The following is a 21,222-nucleotide window of genomic DNA, read 5'->3' as shown; positions in this document are numbered from 1 at the left end:
ACAGATGATTTCAGGAGCAAGTGATGCGCAATGTTACCGCTGCCGTCATGGCCTCTACATTGACTCTGATAACCCTGGCTAGTCAGGCCAAAGAGTTACCGGCCAGCGATAACTGGTACCAGGGCGGTGAAGGTTTAGTGAAGCGTAATCACCTTCAGAGCCATATGTTCGATGGGATAAACCTGACCGAACAACAGCGCCAGCAAATGCGCGATCTTATGCAACGGGCACGGCATGATAGCCCACCCGTGAATGTAAGCGAAATGGAGACCATGCATAACCTGGTCACCGCAGACAATTTTGATGAAACGGCAGTGCGTGCCCAGGCTGAAAAAATGGCACAAGAACAAGTGACTCGCCAGGTTGAAATGGCGAAAGTACGCAACCAAATGTACCGCTTGTTAAGCCCTGAGCAACAGGCCGTTTTAAATGACAAACACCAACAGCGCATGGATCAATTCCGTGAACTGGCGGACCTGCAACAGATGTCTTCGATGCAGGCTCTGAGTAGTAGCAGTAAGCGTAGTAACCAGTAACAAACCCTGTTTTCCTTGCCATAGACACCATCCCTGTCTTCCCCGCCTTAACAGGCGGGTTTTTTTTGCCTGAAGGTTCAGGTGAATCCGCTATACTAGCCAGCAATCATTCGCTGGAGCCCCTATGAATCAACAATATGGGAAACTAGTCAGCCGTGCGGCAATCGCCGCGACGGTAATGGCATCATTGTTACTTTTGATTAAGATTTTCGCCTGGTGGTATACCGGTTCGGTCAGTATTCTGGCTGCATTGGTGGATTCGCTGGTGGACATTGCTGCGTCGCTGACTAATCTTCTTGTCGTACGTTACTCACTGCAACCGGCGGATGAAGAACATACATTTGGCCATGGTAAAGCTGAATCGCTGGCTGCTCTTGCGCAAAGTATGTTTATTTCAGGTTCTGCGCTATTCCTTTTTTTGACGGGGATCCAACATTTAGCTGAACCGTCACAAATGAAACAACCATTAGTTGGTGTCGTAGTCACGGTCATTGCATTATTCAGCACGTTAATACTTGTGACTTTCCAGCGCTGGGTTGTGAGGAAGACGCAAAGTCAGGCCGTTCGGGCAGATATGCTTCATTATCAGTCTGATGTTATGATGAACGGAGCAATTCTCGTTGCACTGGCGCTGTCCTGGTATGGGTGGCATCGTGCGGATTCGATATTTGCTTTAGGTATTGGCGTCTATATTTTATATAACGCGATTCGTATGGGACATGAAGCCGTACAATCTCTTTTAGACCGTGCATTACCAGATGATGAACGTCAGGCAATTATTGATGTCATCAATGCATGGCCAGGGGTCAAAGGGGCGCATGACTTACGTACGCGGCAGTCAGGGCCGACCCGCTTTATTCAAGTCCATATTGAAATGGAAGACAATCTACCACTGGTTCAGGCGCATGTTATTGCCGAACAAGTGGAGCAAGCGATTTTACGTCGCTTCCCTGGTTCAGATGTGATAATTCACCAGGACCCCTGCTCGGTTGTTCCGACGCAGCAACAAGGGCATTTTGAGCTTTAATTTTTCGTTGTAAGGTCAGGCTGAACCGATATTTTGTGGTTAAGATACCGGCATATGGCCTGACCTGAATCAATTCAGCAAGAAGCGGTTGTTATACTATTTGTAGCAGAGTCGACGCCTCGGCATGCCGCAGGCCGTTTCCGGCAACAGGATTAATTTGCATTTAAAAGTTCAGAGGTAGTCATGATCAAAAAAATTGGTGTGTTGACGAGTGGCGGTGATGCGCCAGGTATGAACGCCGCGATTCGTGGTGTTGTCCGTGCTGCATTGTCGGAAGGTCTGGAAGTCGTAGGTATTTATGACGGTTATCTCGGCTTGTATGAAGATCGCATGGTGAATCTGGACCGCTACAGCGTGTCCGATATGATTAACCGCGGCGGTACCTTCCTGGGATCCGCTCGATTCCCGGAGTTTCGTGATGAGAAAATCCGTGAAGTGGCTATCGAGAATTTGAAAAAACGCGGTATCGATGCGCTGGTTGTTATCGGTGGTGATGGCTCCTATATGGGTGCTATGCGTCTGACCGAAATGGGCTTCCCATGCATCGGCCTGCCAGGCACCATTGATAACGACATCAAAGGTACCGACTACACTATCGGCTTCTTCACCGCTCTGGAAACAGTCGTGGAAGCAATCGACCGTCTGCGTGACACCTCTTCCTCCCACCAGCGTATTTCTATCGTGGAAGTGATGGGCCGTTACTGTGGCGATCTGACTTTAGCTGCGTCCATTGCTGGTGGCTGTGAGTTTGTTGTGCTGCCAGAAGTTGAGTTTAATCGCGAAGACCTGGTTGAAGAGATCAAAGCGGGAATCGCGAAAGGTAAAAAACACGCTATCGTCGCTATTACTGAGCACATCTGTGACATCGACGAGCTGGCTCAATATATCGAGACGGAAACCAAACGCGAAACTCGCGCCACTGTCCTGGGCCACATTCAGCGTGGTGGTTCGCCGGTTGCCTATGATCGCATTCTGGCTTCCCGCATGGGTGCTTACTCCATCGAACTGCTGCTGCAAGGCCATGGTGGTCGTTGCGTCGGTATTCAGAATGAGAAACTGGTTCACCACGACATCATTGACGCTATTGAAAGCATGAAGCGTCCATTCAAAGGTGACTGGCTGGATTGCGCCAAGAAACTCTACTAATTCACTTGTTGTGAAATCTGAAGCCGGGGAAACCCGGCTTTTTATCGTTTGTTATATGCTCGATAGTTATAGCCAATCTTTTTTTATTCTTTAATGAATGGTTAAATTTCTGGCACGCTGCTTTCATCAAATCTGATTAAAGAGAGCGAACGATGAATAAGTGGGGAGTTGGACTTACATTACTGTTGGCGTCAACCAGCGTACTGGCAAAAGATATTCAGTTACTTAACGTCTCATACGATCCCACTCGCGAACTTTATGACGAGTACAACAAGGCGTTCAGTGCACACTGGAAACAACAAACCGGCGATAACGTCGTTATCCGCCAGTCTCATGGTGGTTCCGGTAAACAAGCCACATCAGTAATCAATGGTATTGAAGCTGATGTCGTGACTTTGGCGCTGGCCTATGATGTGGATGCGATTGCTGAGCGTGGCCGTATCGACAAAAACTGGATCAAACGTCTACCGGATAACTCCGCGCCTTACACTTCAACCATCGTTTTCCTGGTGCGTAAAGGCAACCCAAAACAAATTCATGACTGGAACGATCTGATTAAACCGGGCGTTTCCGTTATTACCCCGAATCCAAAAAGCTCCGGCGGTGCGCGCTGGAACTATCTTGCTGCCTGGGGTTACGCTCTGCATCACAATAATAACGACCAGGCCAAAGCGCAGGATTTCGTGAAAGCGCTGTATAAAAATGTGGAAGTACTGGACTCTGGCGCACGTGGTTCAACCAATACCTTTGTTGAACGCGGTATCGGCGATGTGCTGATTGCCTGGGAAAACGAAGCGTTACTGGCGACTAACGAACTGGGTAAAGATAAGTTTGAGATTGTCACTCCGAGCGAATCTATTCTGGCCGAGCCGACTGTTTCCGTAGTCGACAAAGTGGTCGATAAGAAAGGAACTCAGAAGGTTGCTGAAGAGTATCTGAAATACCTCTACTCGCCGGAAGGCCAGGAAATTGCGGCGAAAAACTATTATCGCCCTCGCAATGCAGAAGTGGCGAAGAAGTATGAAAATGCCTTCCCGAAACTGAAACTGTTCACCATTGATGAAGAGTTTGGCGGCTGGACCAAAGCGCAGAAAGAACACTTCTCGAATGGCGGAACCTTCGACCAGATTAGCCAGCGTTAAACGAAATGGCGGCCCCGAAAGGGGCCGTTTTGCTTTTGGGTTACGGGAGTTTGGGATACGCTGGGCAACCCTCTCATCATGTCTGAGGTTTTGTATGCTCCGGCGTCGACGCACAATAGTTGTCTGTGTTTTTTTGCTGATTCTCGCAGCCGTTGGCTGGTTTAGTCTTCAGCAATATCTGCATCACCCAGACGCCCTGTGGCGCATCGTCAGCCAGCAGTGCGTTCCTCATCAGCGCGATCGCCAAAACCCTGAGCCTTGTGCCAAAGTGGATTTGCAGTCTGGATTCGTACTGCTGAAAGATATTCATGGCCCGCTTCAATACCTGTTATTACCCACGACCAAAATGAAAGGGATGGAAAGCCCGGAATTATTGCAGGCGAAAACCGCTAATTTTTTCTGGCTAGCGTGGCAGCAGCGCAATTTTATGAGCCTGCGCCGTGGATCTCCGGTACCTGATGACGTTATCTCGCTGACAATTAACTCCACCTCCGGGCGCACCCAGAATCAGTTACACATCCATATTTCATGTTTGCGCCCAGATGTGCGTAACCAGTTAAATCAGTATGCAAAGACGTTGAACAGCGGCTGGCAAGATTTCCCGGTACCGCTTGCCGGAAATAAATATATCGCACGGAAGGTAAGCGAAGCGGAGTTTGTGCAGCGTAGCCCGTTTATTATGTTGGCATCTCAGGTTCCACAAGCACGCGAGCATATGGGGCGTTATAGCCTGGCGATGGCGAAATTAGCTGACGGAAAGTGGGTCATACTGGCGACGGAGCGTAACTTACTACATTTGAATTTGGCTTCTGCGGAGCAGTTGCAGGATCACAGCTGCGAACTACTGAAATAAAAAAGGCCCTGCCGGAGCAGAGCCTTAATATTTTAAGCGCGAGAAATTACGCTTTTTTCGCTTCAGCCGCAGCTTTAACGATTACTGCGAATGCGTCAGCTTTCAGAGATGCGCCGCCAACCAGGGCACCATCGATGTCTGGCTGAGCAAACAGCTCTGCAGCATTTTTGTCGTTTACGGAACCGCCGTACTGGATGATCACTTGCTCAGCAACTTTCGCATCAGCTTTAGCAATGTGGTCACGAATGAATTTGTGAACTGCCTGAGCCTGAGCTGGAGTTGCAGATTTGCCAGTACCGATTGCCCATACTGGTTCGTAAGCGATTACCACGCCTTCGAATGCCGCAGCACCCTGAGTTTTCAGAACTGCATCGATCTGACGTGCGCAAACTTCTTCAGTTTTGCCAGCTTCGTTTTCTGCTTCAGTTTCGCCGATGCACAGTACTGGGATCAGGCCAACTTCTTTCAGGATAGCGAATTTTTTAGCGATCAGTTCGTCAGACTCTGCGTGGTAAGTACGACGCTCTGAGTGACCGATGATGATGTATTTAGCACCAACATCTTTCAGCATTTCTGCAGAAACTTCGCCAGTGAATGCGCCAGACAGGTTCAGGTCAACGTTCTGAGCACCAAGAATGATGTGGCTGCCAGAAGCGGCGTGTTTAGCCAGATCCAGGTACATTGTTGGAGGAGCGATAGCAACGCCACAGCCAGCAACGCCAGCCAGTTCTTTGCGTAAGCCAGCAATCAGCTCGTGTACCATGTGCTTGCTGCCGTTCAGTTTCCAGTTACCCATCACCAAAGGATGTCGCATCTTCATTCTCCACAAGGTCAAACTAATAAAAGAATCGCTGCCATTTAAGGCAGCATGGTCTGTGAAACAGTATAGAGACTCAGCAAGCGAAAGGCTTTGCTTTTTGTCATTTATTCGCCGTTGTTAAGGGTTTCAGATAGCGTCAGCTTAATCGGTTCAACTGCGAAGGTAAGCCCCTTTTCACCGTTATCCGCAACAACATAACGAATCGCGCCATCGGTTTGCGCGTAATAACGTTTGTTCTTCCCATCGCTAAGTAATTTAGTGAGTTTTGCCCCGCTTTGCGGTTTTGAAAGTGATGGGGTAAAGGTGCGAATCAGCGCTGACATATACTCAGACGCTTTTGCTCGTGCCGCTTTTTGCTCGGGGCCCTGAATCGGCAACCACGTTATCTGCATCGACTTTATTTTCAACGTACCGCGCTCAAGCGCCGTAGATGCGTAGAGATTTTCGTTTATTTTGCTGGCGGCGCGCATCAGGTTTGCCTCATCGGTGCTGGAGTCGATAGCGCGGAATTCATTGATCGGCAAAGACGGGTTTTCTGCGGTGAATTTTTCCCGAAACTGCGTAATGTTCATATCAAATGTTGGTGCACCGGCCAGTAAATAGGGCGCGGCTTGCAGTGGTGAGGTGGAATCTGAAGGCGGATCGGCCCAAACCACCGCAGCGGGTAGCATCAGTAAAGCCAGAGCTGCAAACAGATGTCTCATTGACAAATTCTCCTGTGAATTCTGCTTCCCGATTAAATCGGCATTCCGTTGGCTTGTCAAAACCCGGCATAGCCAGGGTACACTACGGCGCTAAACAATAAAATGGACCTTACCATGACCATACAGCAATGGCTGTTCTCTTTTAACGGACGTATTGGACGCCGTGACTTTTGGATTTGGATTGGCGTTTGGTTAGTCGCGCTGATCATTCTCTTCACCCTCGCGGGTGCTGAAATTATGCCTTATTCCACCGCCGGTTTCTTCTTGTCGGGTTCTTTGATTCCGACTGCCGCTGTGATTGTGAAACGTCTGCACGATCGCAATAAGAAAGGCTGGTGGGCGCTACTGTTTATTCCGGCCTGGCTGTTACTTGCCGGAAACTGGGAGACATTCGGCACATTAGCGCAGTGGGGACTTGGGCGTTTTATCCCAACCTTGATTCTGGTGATGGTCATTATGGACCTGGGTGCATTTGTTGGCACCCAGGGCGAGAACCGCTTTGGTAAAGACACCAGCGAAGTGAAATACCGCTAACGCTACCAGTAGTGTTCGGCTGTCATATGGCCCGGTCGGCGGCGCAAATGTTTGGTCATCTGCCGGGTATCTTTCAGCAACTGCTGCGTATCACGCACCATTTGCGGGTTACCGCACAACATCACATGGCTGGTCTCAATGTTCATTGGCAGACCTACCGCCGCTTCAAGTTCCCCGCTTTCGATAAGTGCGGGTACACGTCCGGTTAACGAGCCTGGAAGTGATTCCCGGCTGACCACTGTCTGAATCCGTAATTTCCCTTCATATTGCTGCTGGAGTTTTTGCATCAATGGCAAATAACTCAAATCCTGCGCATAACGCACGGCATGAAGCAAAACGATATTCTCGAAACGATCCAGGTCTTTGCCTTCCTGCAAAATCGAAAGATAGGGGCCTAATGCGGTACCTGTCGACAGCATCCACAACGTCTGGCAATCCGGGATTTCATCCAGCACAAAGAAACCCGCAGCTTCGCTAACCAACATGATTTCATCGCCGGGTTGCAGAGCATGCAGGCGTGGGCTGAGTTTGCCCTCAGGAACGGTGACCAGATAAAACTCAAGATTAGGATCGCTAGGCGCATTGACGTAGGAATAGGCGCGCTGCACGCGTTCACCATCGATTTCCATGCCAAGCTTGGTAAATTGCCCGGCGGTGAAAGGAGCGACAGGCGCATGAACAGTGAGACTAAACAGAGCATCGGTCCAGTTTTCAACCTGAACGACTTTACCTTTGACCCATTCCGCCATGATGCACGTTCCCCTTTGTTGTGTTTTCCCTATCTTCACCAGAAAAGTGCGAGATTTCCAGCCGGTTAAAGCTGGAAAGCTCATTCAGACAAACGGTAGTCTTACAGAATATGCGTTTGTACGTCTGGATCTTTGCGGTCGAGATAGTGAATAGATTTGATACGGCGAATGGTGCGCGATTTACCACGAATCAGCAGTGTTTCGGTGGTCGCCATATTCCCTTTACGGGTAATGCCGTCCAGCAAATCGCCTTTTGTGATACCGGTCGCGGAGAAAATTACATTGTCGTTACGTGCCATATCGTCGAGTTTCAATACCACGCCCGCTTCAATGCCCATCGCTTTGCAGCGCTCAAGCTCTTTCTCACCCATCAGACGGTTTTCATCGCTATCACCTTTAACGTGGTGACGAGCCAACAAGCGCCCTTGCATGTCACCGTCCAACGCGCGAATGACAGCTGCGGAAATCACCCCTTCTGGCGCGCCTCCGATACCGTACATCACATCGACTTCACTATCTGGCATACAGGTCAAAATGGATGCCGCAACATCACCATCAGGTATTGCGAAAACGCGTACGCCAAGCTTTTGCAGTTCAGCAATGGTGGCGTCGTGGCGCGGTTTGGCGAGAATAGTTACGGTAAGTTCACTCAGTGGCTTGTTGAGTGCAACGGCGATGTTATAGAGGTTTTCAGCCAGCGGCAGATTGAGGTCGATAATGCCTTTCGCGCCAGGGCCAACAATCAGTTTTTCCATGTACATGTCTGGGGCGTTGAGGAAACTACCTTTGTCACCCACAGCCAGCACAGCCAGCGCGTTGGCCTGACCCATGGCGGTCATCCGTGTGCCTTCAATCGGGTCAACGGCGATATCTACCGCATCCCCCTGGCCAGTCCCGACTTTTTCGCCAATATAGAGCATCGGCGCTTCGTCGATTTCCCCTTCACCAATCACAATCTGGCCGTCAATATTGACCTGATTAAGCATGATACGCATGGCGTGAACGGCTGCGCCATCCGCCATGTTTTTATCGCCACGGCCCAACCATTTATAACCAGCCAGTGCTGCGGCTTCGGTTACGCGGGAAAATTCAATCGCAAGTTCTCGTCTCATTGCACACTCATTTAGCAAACTCAATTGCGACGCATTTTAGCACAGGTGAGGAATCGTCGGGGGAAGGTGGGATGTTGCTGTGGATTCAGGACTCATCTCAACTCTCTCCCAGGATAGGGAGAGAGTAGGTTGGTGATATCAGAACTTAACTTTCGTCATGCTCTTCCCACGCCAGCGCACGCTTAACGGCTTTTTTCCAGCCAGCGTAACGGACGTTACGTTCAGTGGTTTCGATACCCGGACGGAACTCTTTTTCGATAACCGCCTTCTCGCTGACTTCATCCAGATTCTGCCAGAAACCAACGGCCAGGCCTGCCAGATAAGCTGCGCCTAACGCTGTGACTTCACGGACTTCCGGGCGCTCAACGCGGGTGCCTAAAATGTCCGCCTGGAATTGCATCAGGAAATTGTTTGCGACAGCTCCGCCGTCTACGCGCAGAGCATGCAGGCGAATATCTGCGTCAGCTTGCATCGCCTCCAGTACATCACGCGTTTGGTAAGCGATGGACTCAAGTGTTGCACGGATAATATGGTTTGCGTTCACGCCGCGAGTCAGGCCGAAGATTGCGCCGCGGGCATACGGGTCCCAATAAGGAGCGCCCAGGCCAGTAAAAGCGGGAACGACATATACACCGTTAGTGTCTTTGACTTTGGTGGCAAAGTATTCGGAGTCCGTCGCGTCGCTAATTAGTTTCATCTCATCGCGTAGCCACTGGATAGACGCGCCGCCCATAAATACCGCACCTTCCAGTGCATAATTCACTTCACCGCGTGGGCCGCAGGCAATAGTGGTCAGCAGCCCGTGAGTTGATTTCACCGCCTGAGTACCGGTGTTCATCAGCATAAAGCAGCCGGTACCGTAGGTATTTTTCGCCATCCCTTCTTTTACACATAGCTGGCCGAAGAGTGCCGCCTGCTGGTCACCGGCGATCCCGGCGATTGGAATACGCGTACCGCCTTTACCACCGATGTTGGTCTGGCCGTACACTTCGGAAGATTTACGTACTTCTGGCAGCATCGCACGTGGAATATCCAGCGCTTCCAGCATGCGGTCATCCCAGTCCAGACTGTGGATGTTAAAGAGCATGGTTCGTGAGGCGTTTGTGTAATCGGTAACGTGTACGCGCCCCTGGGTCATTTTCCAGATAAGCCAGGTATCGACAGTACCAAACAGCAGTTCGCCACGGCGAGCACGTTCACGTGAGCCTTCTACATGGTCAAGAATCCATTTCACTTTGGTGCCAGAAAAGTATGGGTCAACGACCAGACCTGTGTTGGATTTGATGTACTCTTCCAGGCCATCACGTTTGAGTTTCTCGCAGATTTCAGCGGTACGACGGCACTGCCAGACGATGGCGTTATAAATTGGTTTGCCGGTCTCTTTTTCCCAGACAATAGCGGTTTCACGCTGGTTGGTGATACCAATTGCGGCGATTTGGTCTGAGTTAATATCGGCTTTAGCCAGCACTTCTACAAGCGTGGAGCTTTGTGTTGCCCAGATCTCCATTGGGTCGTGTTCTACCCATCCTGCTTTTGGATAGATTTGCTGAAACTCGCGCTGTGAAACGCTAACTACGTTGGCATCATGATCCAGGACGACGGCGCGGGAGCTGGTTGTACCCTGATCGAGTGCGACAATATATTTTTTTTCGTGGGTCATAATTTTGTCCTGAAGTCAGTCTTACAAAGAAGCATTTTGTTGAGTGGATGCGCTGGATTTTTCTTCATCTGCAACACAAACATCGCAAGGTAAATGGTGGCCAATCAGCTTGCGGTAACCAAAGGCACCTAACGCCGCACCTACAATCGGGCCAAATACTGGCACCAGGAAGTAAGGAATATCACGGCCACCGGTAAAGGCGACATCGCCCCAGCCAGCTAACCAGGCGAAAAGTTTCGGGCCAAAGTCACGTGCTGGATTCATCGCAAATCCGGTCAATGGCCCCATTGAGGCACCAATTACCGCAATCAATAAGCCAATCAGCAATGGTGCTAACGGGCCACGTGGGATGCCGTTGCCATCGTCAGTCAGCGCCAGAATAACGCCCATCAGAATGGCGGTGATCACCATCTCTACGGCAAAGGCCTGTACCAGATTGATGTGTGGGTTAGGGTAGGTTGAGAAGATACCTGCCAAATCCAGGCTTTCCACACTGCCACGTACCATGTGGTGCGTCTGCTCGTAATCGAGGAATAAATTGTAATACAGGCCGTAGACCAAAGCTGCGGCACAGAACGCACCTGCAACTTGCGAAAGAATAAACGGCACCACTTTACGTTTATCGAAGCAGGCGAACAGGCAAAGTGCGATAGTCACCGCCGGGTTAAGATGCGCACCGGAAACGCCTGCGGTCAGGTAGATAGCCATAGCCACTCCCAAACCCCAGATGATACTGATTTCCCACTGCCCGAAACTTGCGCCCGCGACTTTTAAGGCGGCGACACATCCGACACCAAAGAAAATCAACAACGCGGTACCCATGAACTCGGCGATGCACTGACCTTTCAAAGTTGATGGAGCTGTCTGACTCATAGTAGGGTCCTGAAGGCAAAATTAATGATTATTGTTTGTTCGGGCTTCCCTGCCGCGCAGGTGCCATGTAGGCATAGTGTTAATTTATCGTTAACGAACATAAACGAGAAATATCGAACTTTAAAATTGTGTTGTTCGTCATAAAAATGAGCGATTACGCGCTAAATTGTGCGCATTATCACCCAGAAAAGACAACGCAAACGCTCATGGAAGTAATCAATGCGTTAACAAATAGTGATTTTAGCGCTCCAGGTCATTCGGCATATGCTGAAAAACGTTATGTTATGCAAAGAGCGCTTGAACTCGCTGGACACGGCTACTCACGCTACTTACAATCGAGACACGCTGCGTGGAGCGCATATATTCATAAGGTGTCATCGGGAATATCCGGGACGGGGATTTAGAAATCCATCAACGCCTTGCAATTCAGAAGAGGTTCAGAAATGTCATTTGAAGTGTTTGAGAAACTGGAAGCAAAAGTACAGCAGGCGATTGACACCATTACCCTGCTGCAAATGGAAATTGAAGAGCTGAAAGAGACCAACAATAATTTGTCTCAGCAAGTTCAGCAATCTCAGAGCAACCATGAAGAATTAGTGCGCGAAAACAATTCTCTGAAAGAACAACAGCACGTGTGGCAGGATCGTCTGCATGCCTTGCTGGGTAAAATGGAAGAAGTCTAAATACCCGTCATACTTCGAGCCGCAGGGGCGTTGGCTGCACTCAAAAACCCCAGTCACTTACTCAAGTAAGCTCCTGGGGATTTGCTCCCTTGCCGCCTAACTGTAACTCGAATTATTTTGGTTATTGTTTTCTTTAGAAGAAGAACGGGCGCCCAAGGGCGCCCGTTTTGTTATTCGATTGGGTTATTCAATATCGAGGGGATCTTCGGAAAGGATAATGCCGGTGTTATCTGCATACAGATGGTCGCCGGAGAAGAATGTCACGCCACCAAAGTTAACGCGCACATCACTTTCGCCAATGCCAACTCCTGCTGAACCTACCGGAATAGCGGCAATTGCCTGAATACCAATATCCAGCTCTTCCAGGTCGTCGACCTGGCGTACTGCACCGTATACCACGATGCCTTCCCACTCATTTTGAGTCGCCAGACGGGCAAGTTCTGCATCAATCAAAGCACGGCGAACAGAGCCGCCACCATCGATTACCAGCACTCGGCCACGGCCATTTTGTTCGAGCAGATCATACAACAATCCGTTGTCCTCGAAACATTTCACCGTGATGATTTGCCCGCCAAAGGACGACCGCCCACCGAAGTTGGAAAACAGCGGTTCAACGACGTTGACATCTTCCTGATAGATGTCGCAAAGCTCGGAAGTATCATATTTCATAGGATTAAGATTCTGTTGCTGCACGAGTTGTCAGTATATCGCTTAATCCTAACTGTTGGCAAAATCATCAATTGTTAATTGATATTTGTCAGCTAAAACGACACCGTACTGAGCACAACTCCTACCGCAAACAACAAGTTAGTGAGTAATGCGGCTTTAACCGTTCGTTCAAGCATTGGGCGCATGGCGACCGGCTCCATCTCACTGAGCACGAAACGCGTCTGTTTAATCAGTAGCGGTGCTGCGAGCACAAATAGCCATCCCCAGAGGCTTTGCAACCAAACCAGGTTAAATACCGCCAGGCACGCCAGCGCCCCAATCAACAGGCAAGCATGATAGCGACGGGCAAGCATCGGACCCAGGCGCACAGCCAGTGTGTTCTTACCGTTCTCACGGTCGCTGTCGATATCACGTAAGTTATTGATGTTCAGCACAGCTGTTGCCAGTAATCCACAAGCCGTCGCGGGTAAAAACACTAACGGGGCCAAAGCATGAGCCTGGAGATACCAGGTGCCAGCCACACTTAGCCAGCCAAAGAATACCAGTACTGAAATGTCCCCAAGACCCATGTAACCATACGGACGAGTTCCGACGGTGTAGGTAATAGCCGCGATGATAGCCAGCAAACCGAGGACCAGGAAACCGAGGAAATCTGCCAGCGTACGGCAAGCAACCGCGACCAGCGCCAGGCCAGAAATACAGATTAATACTACTGTGATAACCAGCGCCTTTTTCATCTGCGCCTGGGTAATCACCCCTTTTTGCATTCCGCGCAATGGCCCGATTCTGTCTTCTTTGTCGCTGCCTTTTACCGCATCACCGTAGTCATTCGCCAGGTTTGAGAGGATTTGCAGTAACCCGGCAGTCAGCAGTGCCAGCAGTGCAATAGCGGGGTTGAACACGCCTTGCCAGAAAGCCAACGCGGATCCACAGACGATAGAGGCAAATGCCAGTGGTAATGTGCGTGGGCGCAAGCTTTCAAGCCAGGCTTGAGTCGTGCTTACAGAGTGCGATTCGCTCATAGTTCTCTCTGTTAGATATAAAAAAATGGAGGGCATAAGCCCTCCATTTCAAATGAAGAAAATACGTTGAGCGGGATTATAGGATAAAACGGCTCAAGTCTTCATCTGCTACCAACTCATCCAGATGTTTGCTGACATATTCGCCGTCAATCAGAATGGATTGGCCGTTCATTTCGCTGGCATCGTAAGAGATGTCTTCGACCAGGCGTTCTAACACAGTGTGCAGACGACGCGCACCGATGTTTTCGGTGGACTCGTTCACTTGCCATGCGGCCTGAGCAATACGGCGAATACCGTCTTCGGTGAAGTCGATATTCACGCCTTCGGTGCCCAATAGTGCTTTGTACTGCACGGTGATAGACGCGTTTGGCTCAGTCAGAATGCGCTCGAAATCTTCAACAGTCAGTGCCTGAAGTTCCACGCGAATTGGCAGACGCCCCTGTAATTCTGGGATCAGGTCTGACGGACTTGCGACCTGGAAGGCGCCAGATGCGATAAACAGAATGTGGTCAGTTTTGACCATACCGTGTTTAGTCGAAACGGTGCAGCCTTCAACCAGTGGCAGTAAATCACGCTGAACACCTTCGCGGGAAACGTCCGGGCCGGAGCTGTTGCCACCGCGCTTACAGATTTTGTCGATCTCATCGATAAACACGATGCCGTGTTGCTCGACGGCATCAATGGCGTCTTGCTTCAGTTCTTCCGGATTCACAAGCTTCGCCGCTTCTTCTTCAATCAGAAGTTTCATCGCGTCTTTGATTTTCAGCTTGCGTGGTTTTTGCTTCTGGCCGCCCAGATTCTGGAACATAGACTGCAACTGGCTAGTCATCTCTTCCATGCCAGGAGGAGCCATGATTTCAACACCCATCGGTGCCGCAGCCAGGTCGATTTCAATTTCTTTATCGTCTAACTGCCCTTCGCGTAATTTTTTACGGAAAGACTGACGCGCTGCAGATGGCTCTGGTGCCGTTTCGTTTTGGCCCCAGTTGTTTTTAGCCGGCGGGATCAGCACATCAAGAATGCGCTCTTCTGCCATTTCTTCGGCACGGTAGCGGTTTTTCTCGATGGATTGCAGGCGAACCATTTTCATTGCAGAATCAGTCAGATCGCGGATGATAGAATCCACTTCTTTACCAACATAGCCAACTTCGGTGAATTTGGTCGCTTCAACTTTAATGAAAGGTGCGTTAGCAAGTTTTGCCAGGCGACGAGCGATTTCGGTTTTACCCACGCCAGTTGGGCCGATCATCAGAATGTTTTTTGGCGTAACTTCATGACGCAGCTCTTCATCAAGCTGCATACGGCGCCAGCGGTTACGTAGCGCAATCGCCACGGAACGCTTGGCATTGTCCTGGCCAATGATGTGTTTGTTCAGTTCGCTGACAATTTCGCGAGGAGTCATTTCAGACATGGGGATTCCTTACGCCTTAGACGCTAATTCTTCAATAGTATGGAAATGGTTGGTGTAGATGCAGATATCACCGGCAATCCCCAGCGATTTCTCTACGATGTCACGAGCACCCAGTTCGGTATTTTCAAGTAGTGCACGTGCCGCAGCCTGGGCATACGGGCCACCGGAACCAATTGCAATCAGATCATCTTCTGGCTGAATAACATCACCGTTACCGGTGATGATAAGAGATGCATTTTCATCGGCGACTGCAAGCAACGCTTCGAGTTTGCGCAGCATACGATCGGTACGCCAGTCTTTTGCCAGTTCAACCGCAGCTTTAACCAGGTGGCCCTGGTGCATTTCTAGCTTGCGCTCAAACAGTTCGAATAGGGTAAAAGCATCCGCAGTGCCGCCAGCAAAACCGGCAATCACTTTGTCGTTATATAAACGACGTACTTTTTTAACGTTGCCTTTCATTACGGTGTTGCCGAGCGTGGCCTGACCATCACCACCGATTACGACATGGCCGTTACGGCGCACACTTACTATTGTTGTCACGAGCAGACCCCTTATTGCATCAGCTAAATAAGTACCCCGACATTATATCGGGGCTGAATGCAATTATAGATGGGGGGGATTTTGGGGGTTTCAACCCCCAGTGCCGAGACGAATGCAGTTAGAGTGGCCTGCCATCTTCAACTGGCTAATTGTACCGTCAGCTTTCTCTTTGCCCTTGATTGGGCCAATTACGACTCGATTCCAGCCATTATTGGTGGTAATGCGTGAGTCAAAGCCTTCGAAAGCAAGCTGCGCACGTACCGTTTCCGCCTGTTCGCTGCCCTTAAAGGAGCCGCACTGTACCATCCAGCGTTTCTCATCCTTTGGCTTGTCCTGAGGTGCCGGAGCTTGTTTCACAACTTCTTCACGGGTAATCGGCGCTGCCGGTTGAGTGGTAGGATTGGCCGCTCGTTGCTGAGTGTGCGGTGGTGTTTGTAGCAGATCTTGATACGGCTGCTGAGTTGCCGCTGTACGAGGTTGCTGCTGTGCCTGACGGGGCTGCTGCGCTACAGGTTGTGATTGCTGAACAGGCCGTGGTTGTGCTGTAACAGTTTGAGTATTGAATTGTTGCTGTTGAGCTTGTTGTTGCTGAATGATTTTTTGGCGCTGTAAGGTACTCTGACGCTGTTCGGGCGTCTGTTCGTTCCACGGCACTTCATTGAGCTGAGTCGGCTGCTGACGCATATCCGCCTGCATTTGCTCTAACAATTGGCGCTGTTCGCTGGTGAGCTGATCTTTATTCTGCACTTCACCACCGGCAGAAGGTTCGGTTGGGGCACGCACCCCCGTCTGGCGATTTTCCAGTTCTTTGATATAACGCCAGCGTTCTTCTGGTTTAGGTGGCAGACCATTTCCTGTGACTTTGTGTCCAGGCAGGGTTTCGCTTTCATCTTTTTTATGATGAGTAATGAAGTAGAGAGCACCAATAAAGGTCACCAGAACGGCGGCCGCAATTGCGACCATTGTCGGCGAGACAGATGGTAGGCTGCGTTGCTTGCTGCGGGTGTTACTTTTCTTACGCCGCGTACCTGCCGATTGCCCGCGGCGTACATAATCTCGTTGTGCCACTATTGATTCGCTATATTTTATTCGTTTATCAGCCCGCCATGTTACTTAATGGATATCCCTTTGACCAGAATCCAGTGTCCTAAAGCGGGTCATTTTCTACTGCCAGGTGCGCTGGTGGAGCCTCTTTCAATGAGTTCACAGTCCAGCAAACGCGAACCACTACTCACGGTGTGCCCGTTAAGTTGATCCAATAACAACAGCATAGCTTCCCTACCGATATCAAAACGGGGTTGCGCTACGGTGGTGAGCGGTGGGTCACAGAACTGTGAAAGTGCGATGTCATCAAAGCCCATAATCGATAAGTCTTCTGGCACGCGTAAGCCATTTCGCTTGGCCTGAGACAGTGCGCCCAGCGCCATCACATCGCTATGACAGAACACCGCAGTCGGCGGATTTGGCAGCGCCAGCAACTGCGACAATGCTGCGGCACCGGCTTCATAGGTAAAGTTACCACGTGCAATGTAGTGCGGATCGATTACTGCACCCGTGCGGCGCAGTGCCTGAACATACCCCTGCAAGCGATAGTGGCAAAGCGGCATCTCTTCCGGGCCTGCAATACAGGCAATTTTTTGATGGCCGAGCTGCTGTAAATAATAAACAGCGTTAAATGCAGCAGTAAGATTATCAATATGAACCGTAGGCAGTTCCAGCTCAGGAGCAAATTCGTTTGCCATCACCATCGGCGGTAAATTGCGTTGTTCTTCAATGCTGGCATCAAAGGGAAGGCGCGAGCCGAGCAGCAGCATGCCATCAATCTGCTTGGTGATAATCAGATTAATGAAGGTTTTTTCCTGCTGATTTTGGTGGGCGCAATCGCCAATCAGCACCAGGTAGCCCTGTTCAGCAGCCGTCACTTCGATACCGCGAATGATTTCGCTAAAGAAGGGGTCGCAGATATCCGGGACAATAACCAGAATGGTGCGTGATTCATTACGCTTTAAATTTCGCCCCAGGGAGTGGGGTAAATAACCTACGGCTATTGCCGCTTGTTCCACACGATTACGAGTACTTTGCGATACTTTGTCCGGGTTCATTAATGCCCTGGACACTGTTGCAGTTGATACTTTCGCCTGAACGGCAACATCTTTCATGGTTGCATTGGCAACCTGATTCTTCGGCTTCAACTTCTTCTCCTCGCGTGCACTGTACAGGTGCTGACAACGTCCGTGGTGTCTGACCATGTCCACATTCTTAGCAGAAATTGATGTTCGTTGGTTACAGTTATTTCATTAAAAGTGTGATGGTTGTTGAAATTTTCGATCCGCTTCGCATAACCACAGGGCTTTGTGCTAGCCGTCTATCGGATCAACATCCAGCGTCCACTTCACTTTGCGTGATTCCGGTAAGGTATTGACCAGCTTCAACGAATGGCTGACCAGGCGTTGCAGACGCGCGCGCGAAGGGTGCTGCAGCAGAATCTGCCAACGGAAGCGCCCGCCGCGTTTGGGCTGCAAACAGGGTACCGGCCCCATAACCCAGAGTTGATCATCTCGTAATGGGCTGGATTCCAATAGGTTTCGTAACTGCTGTAAGAAGAGCGGTGCCTGATGGTTATTCTGGTCTTCTGCGCGAAACATGATGTGGCTGGTAAACGGCGGTAAGAACACTGTCTGGCGCTCTTTCAGTGCCTGGCTTGCGAAGTCGTCATAACCTTTGGTGAGCAGCGTTTGTAATAAAGGGTGCTCAGGATGGTGAGTTTGCAACATGACTTCGCCTTGTTTACCGGCGCGGCCAGCGCGGCCAGACACCTGAACATAAAGTTGTGCAAAACGCTCCGCTGCGCGGAAGTCAGCCGAAAACAGTGCGCCATCGACATCGAGTAAAGCCACCAGAGTCACATCGGGGAAGTGGTGGCCTTTCGCCAGCATCTGCGTGCCAATCAGGATGCGTGCGCCGCCGCGATGGACTTCTGCCAGTTGCTGCTCAAGTGCACCTTTTCGACTGGTGGTGTCGCGATCAATACGCGAAATCGGCACGCCAGGAAATTCCGGTGTCAGGCTATGTTCGAGCTGTTCGGTACCCATGCCTACTGGAACCAGATTGGTGGAGCCACAATGTGGACATTGCTGTGGGATAGCTCTTTGGCTGTCGCAATGGTGGCAGCGCAAATGACGTTGGCCTTGATGATAGGTGTAGTAGTGATCGCAGCGTGGGCACTCCGCTATCCAGCCGCATTCATGGCACAGCAGTGCGGGGGCAAAGCCTCGGCGGTTAAGAAACAGGATCACCTGGTTGTCAGCTTTAAGGTGCTGACCAATTTTTTTGATAAGCGCAGGCGCCAGGCCGGATTTCAGTGGCTGCCCTTTTAAGTCCACCACTTGCTGTGTTGCCGGGCGTGCATTACCGGCGCGTTTTGTCAGACGTAATTGGCGATATTTCCCCAATTGAACGTTATGCAATGTTTCAAGGGCGGGGGTCGCGGAGCCAAGGATGATGGGAATATCTTCCGCATGCGCGCGGTATACGGCTAAATCACGAGCGTGATAACGCCAACCTTCTTGCTGCTTGTAAGAGCTATCGTGCTCTTCATCTATAACAATGACGCCAAGTCGGCAAAACGGTGTGAATAAAGATGAGCGGGTGCCAATCACAATAGCTGCTTCGCCGCTACGGGCTTTTAACCACACAGCAAGACGCTCACTGTCATTAAGCCCGGAGTGCAGCACTTCGACCGGTGCGTTAAAACGCTCACGGAAACGGGCGATGGTTTGTGGCGTCAGGCCAATTTCAGGTACCAGAACTAGCGCTTGTTTGCCTTGTGCCAGCACGTTTTCTAGCACGCTTAGATAAACTTCTGTTTTGCCCGAACCGGTAATACCTGCAAGCAACCAGACCGCAAAATGGTCGGCAGAACTGTGGATAGCGCCAATAGCAGTAGCTTGCTCAGTGTTCAGCCGTAAACGCTCACCTTCAACAGAATAGCTATCGCGCCAGTCTGTCGTTGAAGGCGCTGCACTTTTCAGATCACATAACCCTTTGGCCCGCAGCGCTTGTAACCCAGGTTCACTGATTTCCATCTCGCTCACCTGGTGACGCCAGATGATATTTTGCCGTATCGCCGCCAGTGCTTGTTGCTGCTTAGGCGCGCGTTTCAGGCTATTGAGATCTACAGCTTTGCCTTCTTCTGTGGCAAACCAGTACCACAATGGCGCATGGTGCGCGGGTTTTCCTTCGCGCAGCAAACCAGGTAGGGCGTGGAAGAGCACATCGCCAAGCGGATGGTGGTAATACTCAGCCGCCCACAGCAGAACGCGCCACAGAGAAACAGGAAACAACGAAGCACCATCCAGAACTTCAGCAACTGGCTTTAGCTCATTAATCGGCAATTCGCTGTGCTCGCTAACGGCAACGACAATCCCGACAGCCTGGCGTTTGCCAAACGGCACCATGACGCGACAGCCTGACTCCACCTGCATTCCATCGGGAATGAAGTAATCAAAAGTGCGGGCAAGAGGAACCGGCAAAGCGACGTGAGCAACAGGCATTAAAGCTTCCAGGCTGATAAAAATGACGAGATAGTGTACACTGTGTGTTCCAGAAAATGCGGATCAGTTTGCATCCAACGGTGGGGTTCTGTATGATTCGCCGCCTTTGATGCGCAGTTTTTGGTATCAAAAAACCTAATTTATCAACTTCGCGTGGTGTCTGGCGTTAGGGCTGGAAGAGCGACGCGGCCTTATACAGAGGTTTTCCATGAAAAAGAATATTCACCCGAACTACGCAGAAGTTACTGCAAACTGCTCATGCGGTAATGTTATCAAGATTCGCTCTACCGTGGGTCATGATCTGAACCTGGACGTATGTGGCGAATGCCACCCGTTCTACACTGGCAAGCAGCGTGATGTTGCTACCGGTGGCCGCGTTGACCGCTTCAACAAGCGTTTCAGCGTTCCAGGCGCGAAGAAGTAATTCGCTGCACGGTAAGAGAAAGGCGCCTAACGGCGCCTTTTTTGTTACCCGTCATCCTTCAAGCCGCAGGGGTGTTGGCTTCACTCCTAAACCCCAGTCACTTACCTACGTAAGCTCCTGGGATTTACTCACTTGCCGCCTACCTGCGACTCGAATGCTATAGGGTAACCCAGTAATTTCTTAAGCTAGTATTCCCAGGTTTCCGGATCAATCCCCAGCTCGCGCATAATCACTTTCGCCGCTTCAGGAATCTCATCACTACGCTCTTTGCGCAGGTCTGCATCATTTGGCAACGGTTGCCCAGTAAACGCATGCAAAAACGCTTCGCACAGCAGTTCACTGTTGGTTGCGTGACGCAGGTTATTCACCTGGCGACGGGTACGCTCATCGGTGAGGATTTTTAACACCTTCAGAGGAATGGACACCGTAATTTTCTTTACTTGCTCACTCTTCTTCCCGTGCTCAGCGTAAGGGCTGATATATTCGCCGCTCCATTCAGCCATGAGATACTTAATCCTCTTAATCAATGTATTTAGGCTTCTACCGGTCATATGCGCGGTAGAAGCGATTATCTGGTCGTAGTGTAAGCGTTTATTGATTCGCGGTCTGCGACGCTATCACCCTAAAGCGTATAATTTTAACGGCTATTGCGTGTTTGCTCAATCTATACGCAAAGAAGTTTAGATGTCCAGATGTATTGACGTCTAACTCGGCAGTGTTTACTCTGGTGCCTGACCTTTATTCGACCAGCAAGGATTCGAGAG

Annotated in this window: 22 protein-coding genes; 8 read left to right on the top strand and 14 right to left on the bottom strand. The window is 50.4% G+C overall.

Annotation, left to right across the window (positions count from 1 at the left end):
* Nucleotides 1-23 precede the first annotated feature (23 nt).
* From cpxP to IX31_RS20215, 5 genes are all read left to right on the top strand, one after another.
* Nucleotides 24-536 carry a cell-envelope stress modulator CpxP gene (cpxP, locus tag IX31_RS20235; protein WP_034461435.1) on the top strand — a complete coding sequence of 171 codons (513 nt, stop codon included), beginning with the start codon at nucleotides 24-26 and terminating at the stop codon, nucleotides 534-536.
* Nucleotides 537-660: 124 nt separating this feature from the next.
* Nucleotides 661-1,563 (top strand): CDF family cation-efflux transporter FieF, encoded by a 903-nt coding sequence (fieF, locus tag IX31_RS20230; RefSeq protein WP_034461434.1) that lies wholly within the window; start codon nucleotides 661-663, stop codon nucleotides 1,561-1,563.
* Between the two features lie 183 nt (nucleotides 1,564-1,746).
* A complete protein-coding gene (gene pfkA / locus IX31_RS20225) occupies nucleotides 1,747-2,709 on the top strand; it encodes a 6-phosphofructokinase (RefSeq protein ID WP_034461433.1) in 963 nt (320 codons plus the stop codon).
* 152 nt (nucleotides 2,710-2,861) lie between these two features.
* Nucleotides 2,862-3,851 (top strand): sulfate/thiosulfate ABC transporter substrate-binding protein Sbp, encoded by a 990-nt coding sequence (gene sbp / locus IX31_RS20220; protein WP_034461432.1) that lies wholly within the window; start codon nucleotides 2,862-2,864, stop codon nucleotides 3,849-3,851.
* Between the two features lie 94 nt (nucleotides 3,852-3,945).
* The gene (locus IX31_RS20215) at nucleotides 3,946-4,704 is read left to right on the top strand and encodes a CDP-diacylglycerol diphosphatase (protein WP_034461431.1); all 759 of its coding nucleotides are present in this window, start codon (nucleotides 3,946-3,948) and stop codon (nucleotides 4,702-4,704) included.
* A gap of 46 nt (nucleotides 4,705-4,750) precedes the next feature.
* On the opposite strand, the gene tpiA is transcribed toward IX31_RS20215, so the two are convergent.
* Together tpiA and IX31_RS20205 are read right to left on the bottom strand one after the other, a co-directional pair.
* Nucleotides 4,751-5,518: a triose-phosphate isomerase gene (gene tpiA, locus IX31_RS20210; protein ID WP_034461430.1), complete on the bottom strand. Its 768-nt coding sequence runs from the start codon at nucleotides 5,516-5,518 to the stop codon at nucleotides 4,751-4,753.
* A gap of 110 nt (nucleotides 5,519-5,628) precedes the next feature.
* Nucleotides 5,629-6,195, bottom strand: coding sequence for a YiiQ family protein (locus IX31_RS20205; protein ID WP_122974070.1), 567 nt, complete (start codon nucleotides 6,193-6,195; stop codon nucleotides 5,629-5,631).
* Nucleotides 6,196-6,342: 147 nt separating this feature from the next.
* On the opposite strand from IX31_RS20205, the gene IX31_RS20200 reads away from it, so the two are divergent.
* Nucleotides 6,343-6,762 (top strand): DUF805 domain-containing protein, encoded by a 420-nt coding sequence (locus tag IX31_RS20200; RefSeq protein ID WP_034461428.1) that lies wholly within the window; start codon nucleotides 6,343-6,345, stop codon nucleotides 6,760-6,762.
* Between the two features lie 2 nt (nucleotides 6,763-6,764).
* Here IX31_RS20200 and fpr read toward each other — a convergent pair whose 3' ends face one another.
* The 4 genes from fpr to IX31_RS20180 form a co-directional block, all read right to left on the bottom strand.
* Complete coding sequence (gene fpr / locus IX31_RS20195; protein ID WP_034461427.1) at nucleotides 6,765-7,511, bottom strand: ferredoxin--NADP(+) reductase; 747 nt, start codon at nucleotides 7,509-7,511, stop codon at nucleotides 6,765-6,767.
* Nucleotides 7,512-7,612: 101 nt separating this feature from the next.
* Complete coding sequence (glpX, locus tag IX31_RS20190) at nucleotides 7,613-8,623, bottom strand: class II fructose-bisphosphatase (protein WP_034461426.1); 1,011 nt, start codon at nucleotides 8,621-8,623, stop codon at nucleotides 7,613-7,615.
* Nucleotides 8,624-8,768: 145 nt separating this feature from the next.
* Nucleotides 8,769-10,283 carry a glycerol kinase GlpK gene (gene glpK / locus IX31_RS20185; RefSeq protein WP_034461425.1) on the bottom strand — a complete coding sequence of 505 codons (1,515 nt, stop codon included), beginning with the start codon at nucleotides 10,281-10,283 and terminating at the stop codon, nucleotides 8,769-8,771.
* A 21-nt stretch (nucleotides 10,284-10,304) separates the two neighbouring features.
* A complete protein-coding gene (locus tag IX31_RS20180) occupies nucleotides 10,305-11,156 on the bottom strand; it encodes an MIP/aquaporin family protein (RefSeq protein WP_034461424.1) in 852 nt (283 codons plus the stop codon).
* A 443-nt stretch (nucleotides 11,157-11,599) separates the two neighbouring features.
* On the opposite strand from IX31_RS20180, the gene zapB reads away from it, so the two are divergent.
* Entirely contained in the window at nucleotides 11,600-11,839 is a 240-nt protein-coding gene (gene zapB / locus IX31_RS20175) for a septal ring assembly protein ZapB (protein WP_034461423.1), read from the top strand.
* A gap of 183 nt (nucleotides 11,840-12,022) precedes the next feature.
* On the opposite strand, the gene rraA is transcribed toward zapB, so the two are convergent.
* The 7 genes from rraA to priA all read right to left on the bottom strand — a co-directional run bounded on the left by rraA (nucleotide 12,023) and on the right by priA (nucleotide 20,034).
* Complete coding sequence (gene rraA / locus IX31_RS20170; protein WP_034461422.1) at nucleotides 12,023-12,508, bottom strand: ribonuclease E activity regulator RraA; 486 nt, start codon at nucleotides 12,506-12,508, stop codon at nucleotides 12,023-12,025.
* Nucleotides 12,509-12,600: 92 nt separating this feature from the next.
* Nucleotides 12,601-13,530, bottom strand: coding sequence for a 1,4-dihydroxy-2-naphthoate polyprenyltransferase (menA, locus tag IX31_RS20165; protein ID WP_034461421.1), 930 nt, complete (start codon nucleotides 13,528-13,530; stop codon nucleotides 12,601-12,603).
* A 76-nt stretch (nucleotides 13,531-13,606) separates the two neighbouring features.
* Entirely contained in the window at nucleotides 13,607-14,941 is a 1,335-nt protein-coding gene (gene hslU, locus IX31_RS20160) for an HslU--HslV peptidase ATPase subunit (protein ID WP_034461420.1), read from the bottom strand.
* A gap of 9 nt (nucleotides 14,942-14,950) precedes the next feature.
* On the bottom strand, nucleotides 14,951-15,481 hold the full coding sequence (gene hslV, locus IX31_RS20155; RefSeq protein WP_034461419.1) for an ATP-dependent protease subunit HslV: 531 nt from the start codon (nucleotides 15,479-15,481) through the stop codon (nucleotides 14,951-14,953).
* A 90-nt stretch (nucleotides 15,482-15,571) separates the two neighbouring features.
* Nucleotides 15,572-16,549 (bottom strand): cell division protein FtsN, encoded by a 978-nt coding sequence (gene ftsN / locus IX31_RS20150; protein ID WP_072009489.1) that lies wholly within the window; start codon nucleotides 16,547-16,549, stop codon nucleotides 15,572-15,574.
* Nucleotides 16,550-16,638: 89 nt separating this feature from the next.
* On the bottom strand, nucleotides 16,639-17,673 hold the full coding sequence (gene cytR, locus IX31_RS20145; protein ID WP_034461417.1) for a DNA-binding transcriptional regulator CytR: 1,035 nt from the start codon (nucleotides 17,671-17,673) through the stop codon (nucleotides 16,639-16,641).
* Nucleotides 17,674-17,838: 165 nt separating this feature from the next.
* Nucleotides 17,839-20,034 carry a primosomal protein N' gene (priA, locus tag IX31_RS20140; protein WP_034461416.1) on the bottom strand — a complete coding sequence of 732 codons (2,196 nt, stop codon included), beginning with the start codon at nucleotides 20,032-20,034 and terminating at the stop codon, nucleotides 17,839-17,841.
* 208 nt (nucleotides 20,035-20,242) lie between these two features.
* Here priA and rpmE point away from each other — a divergent pair, with 208 nt between their 5' ends.
* Entirely contained in the window at nucleotides 20,243-20,458 is a 216-nt protein-coding gene (gene rpmE, locus IX31_RS20135) for a 50S ribosomal protein L31 (RefSeq protein WP_034461415.1), read from the top strand.
* Nucleotides 20,459-20,643: 185 nt separating this feature from the next.
* On the opposite strand, the gene metJ is transcribed toward rpmE, so the two are convergent.
* Nucleotides 20,644-20,961, bottom strand: coding sequence for a met regulon transcriptional regulator MetJ (gene metJ, locus IX31_RS20130; RefSeq protein ID WP_034461414.1), 318 nt, complete (start codon nucleotides 20,959-20,961; stop codon nucleotides 20,644-20,646).
* Nucleotides 20,962-21,222 lie beyond the last annotated feature (261 nt).

The sequence above is a fragment of the Buttiauxella noackiae genome, assembly GCF_000737905.1.
Classification (GTDB): domain Bacteria; phylum Pseudomonadota; class Gammaproteobacteria; order Enterobacterales; family Enterobacteriaceae; genus Buttiauxella; species Buttiauxella noackiae.
This window is presented reverse-complemented; position numbering and strand designations above follow the sequence as displayed.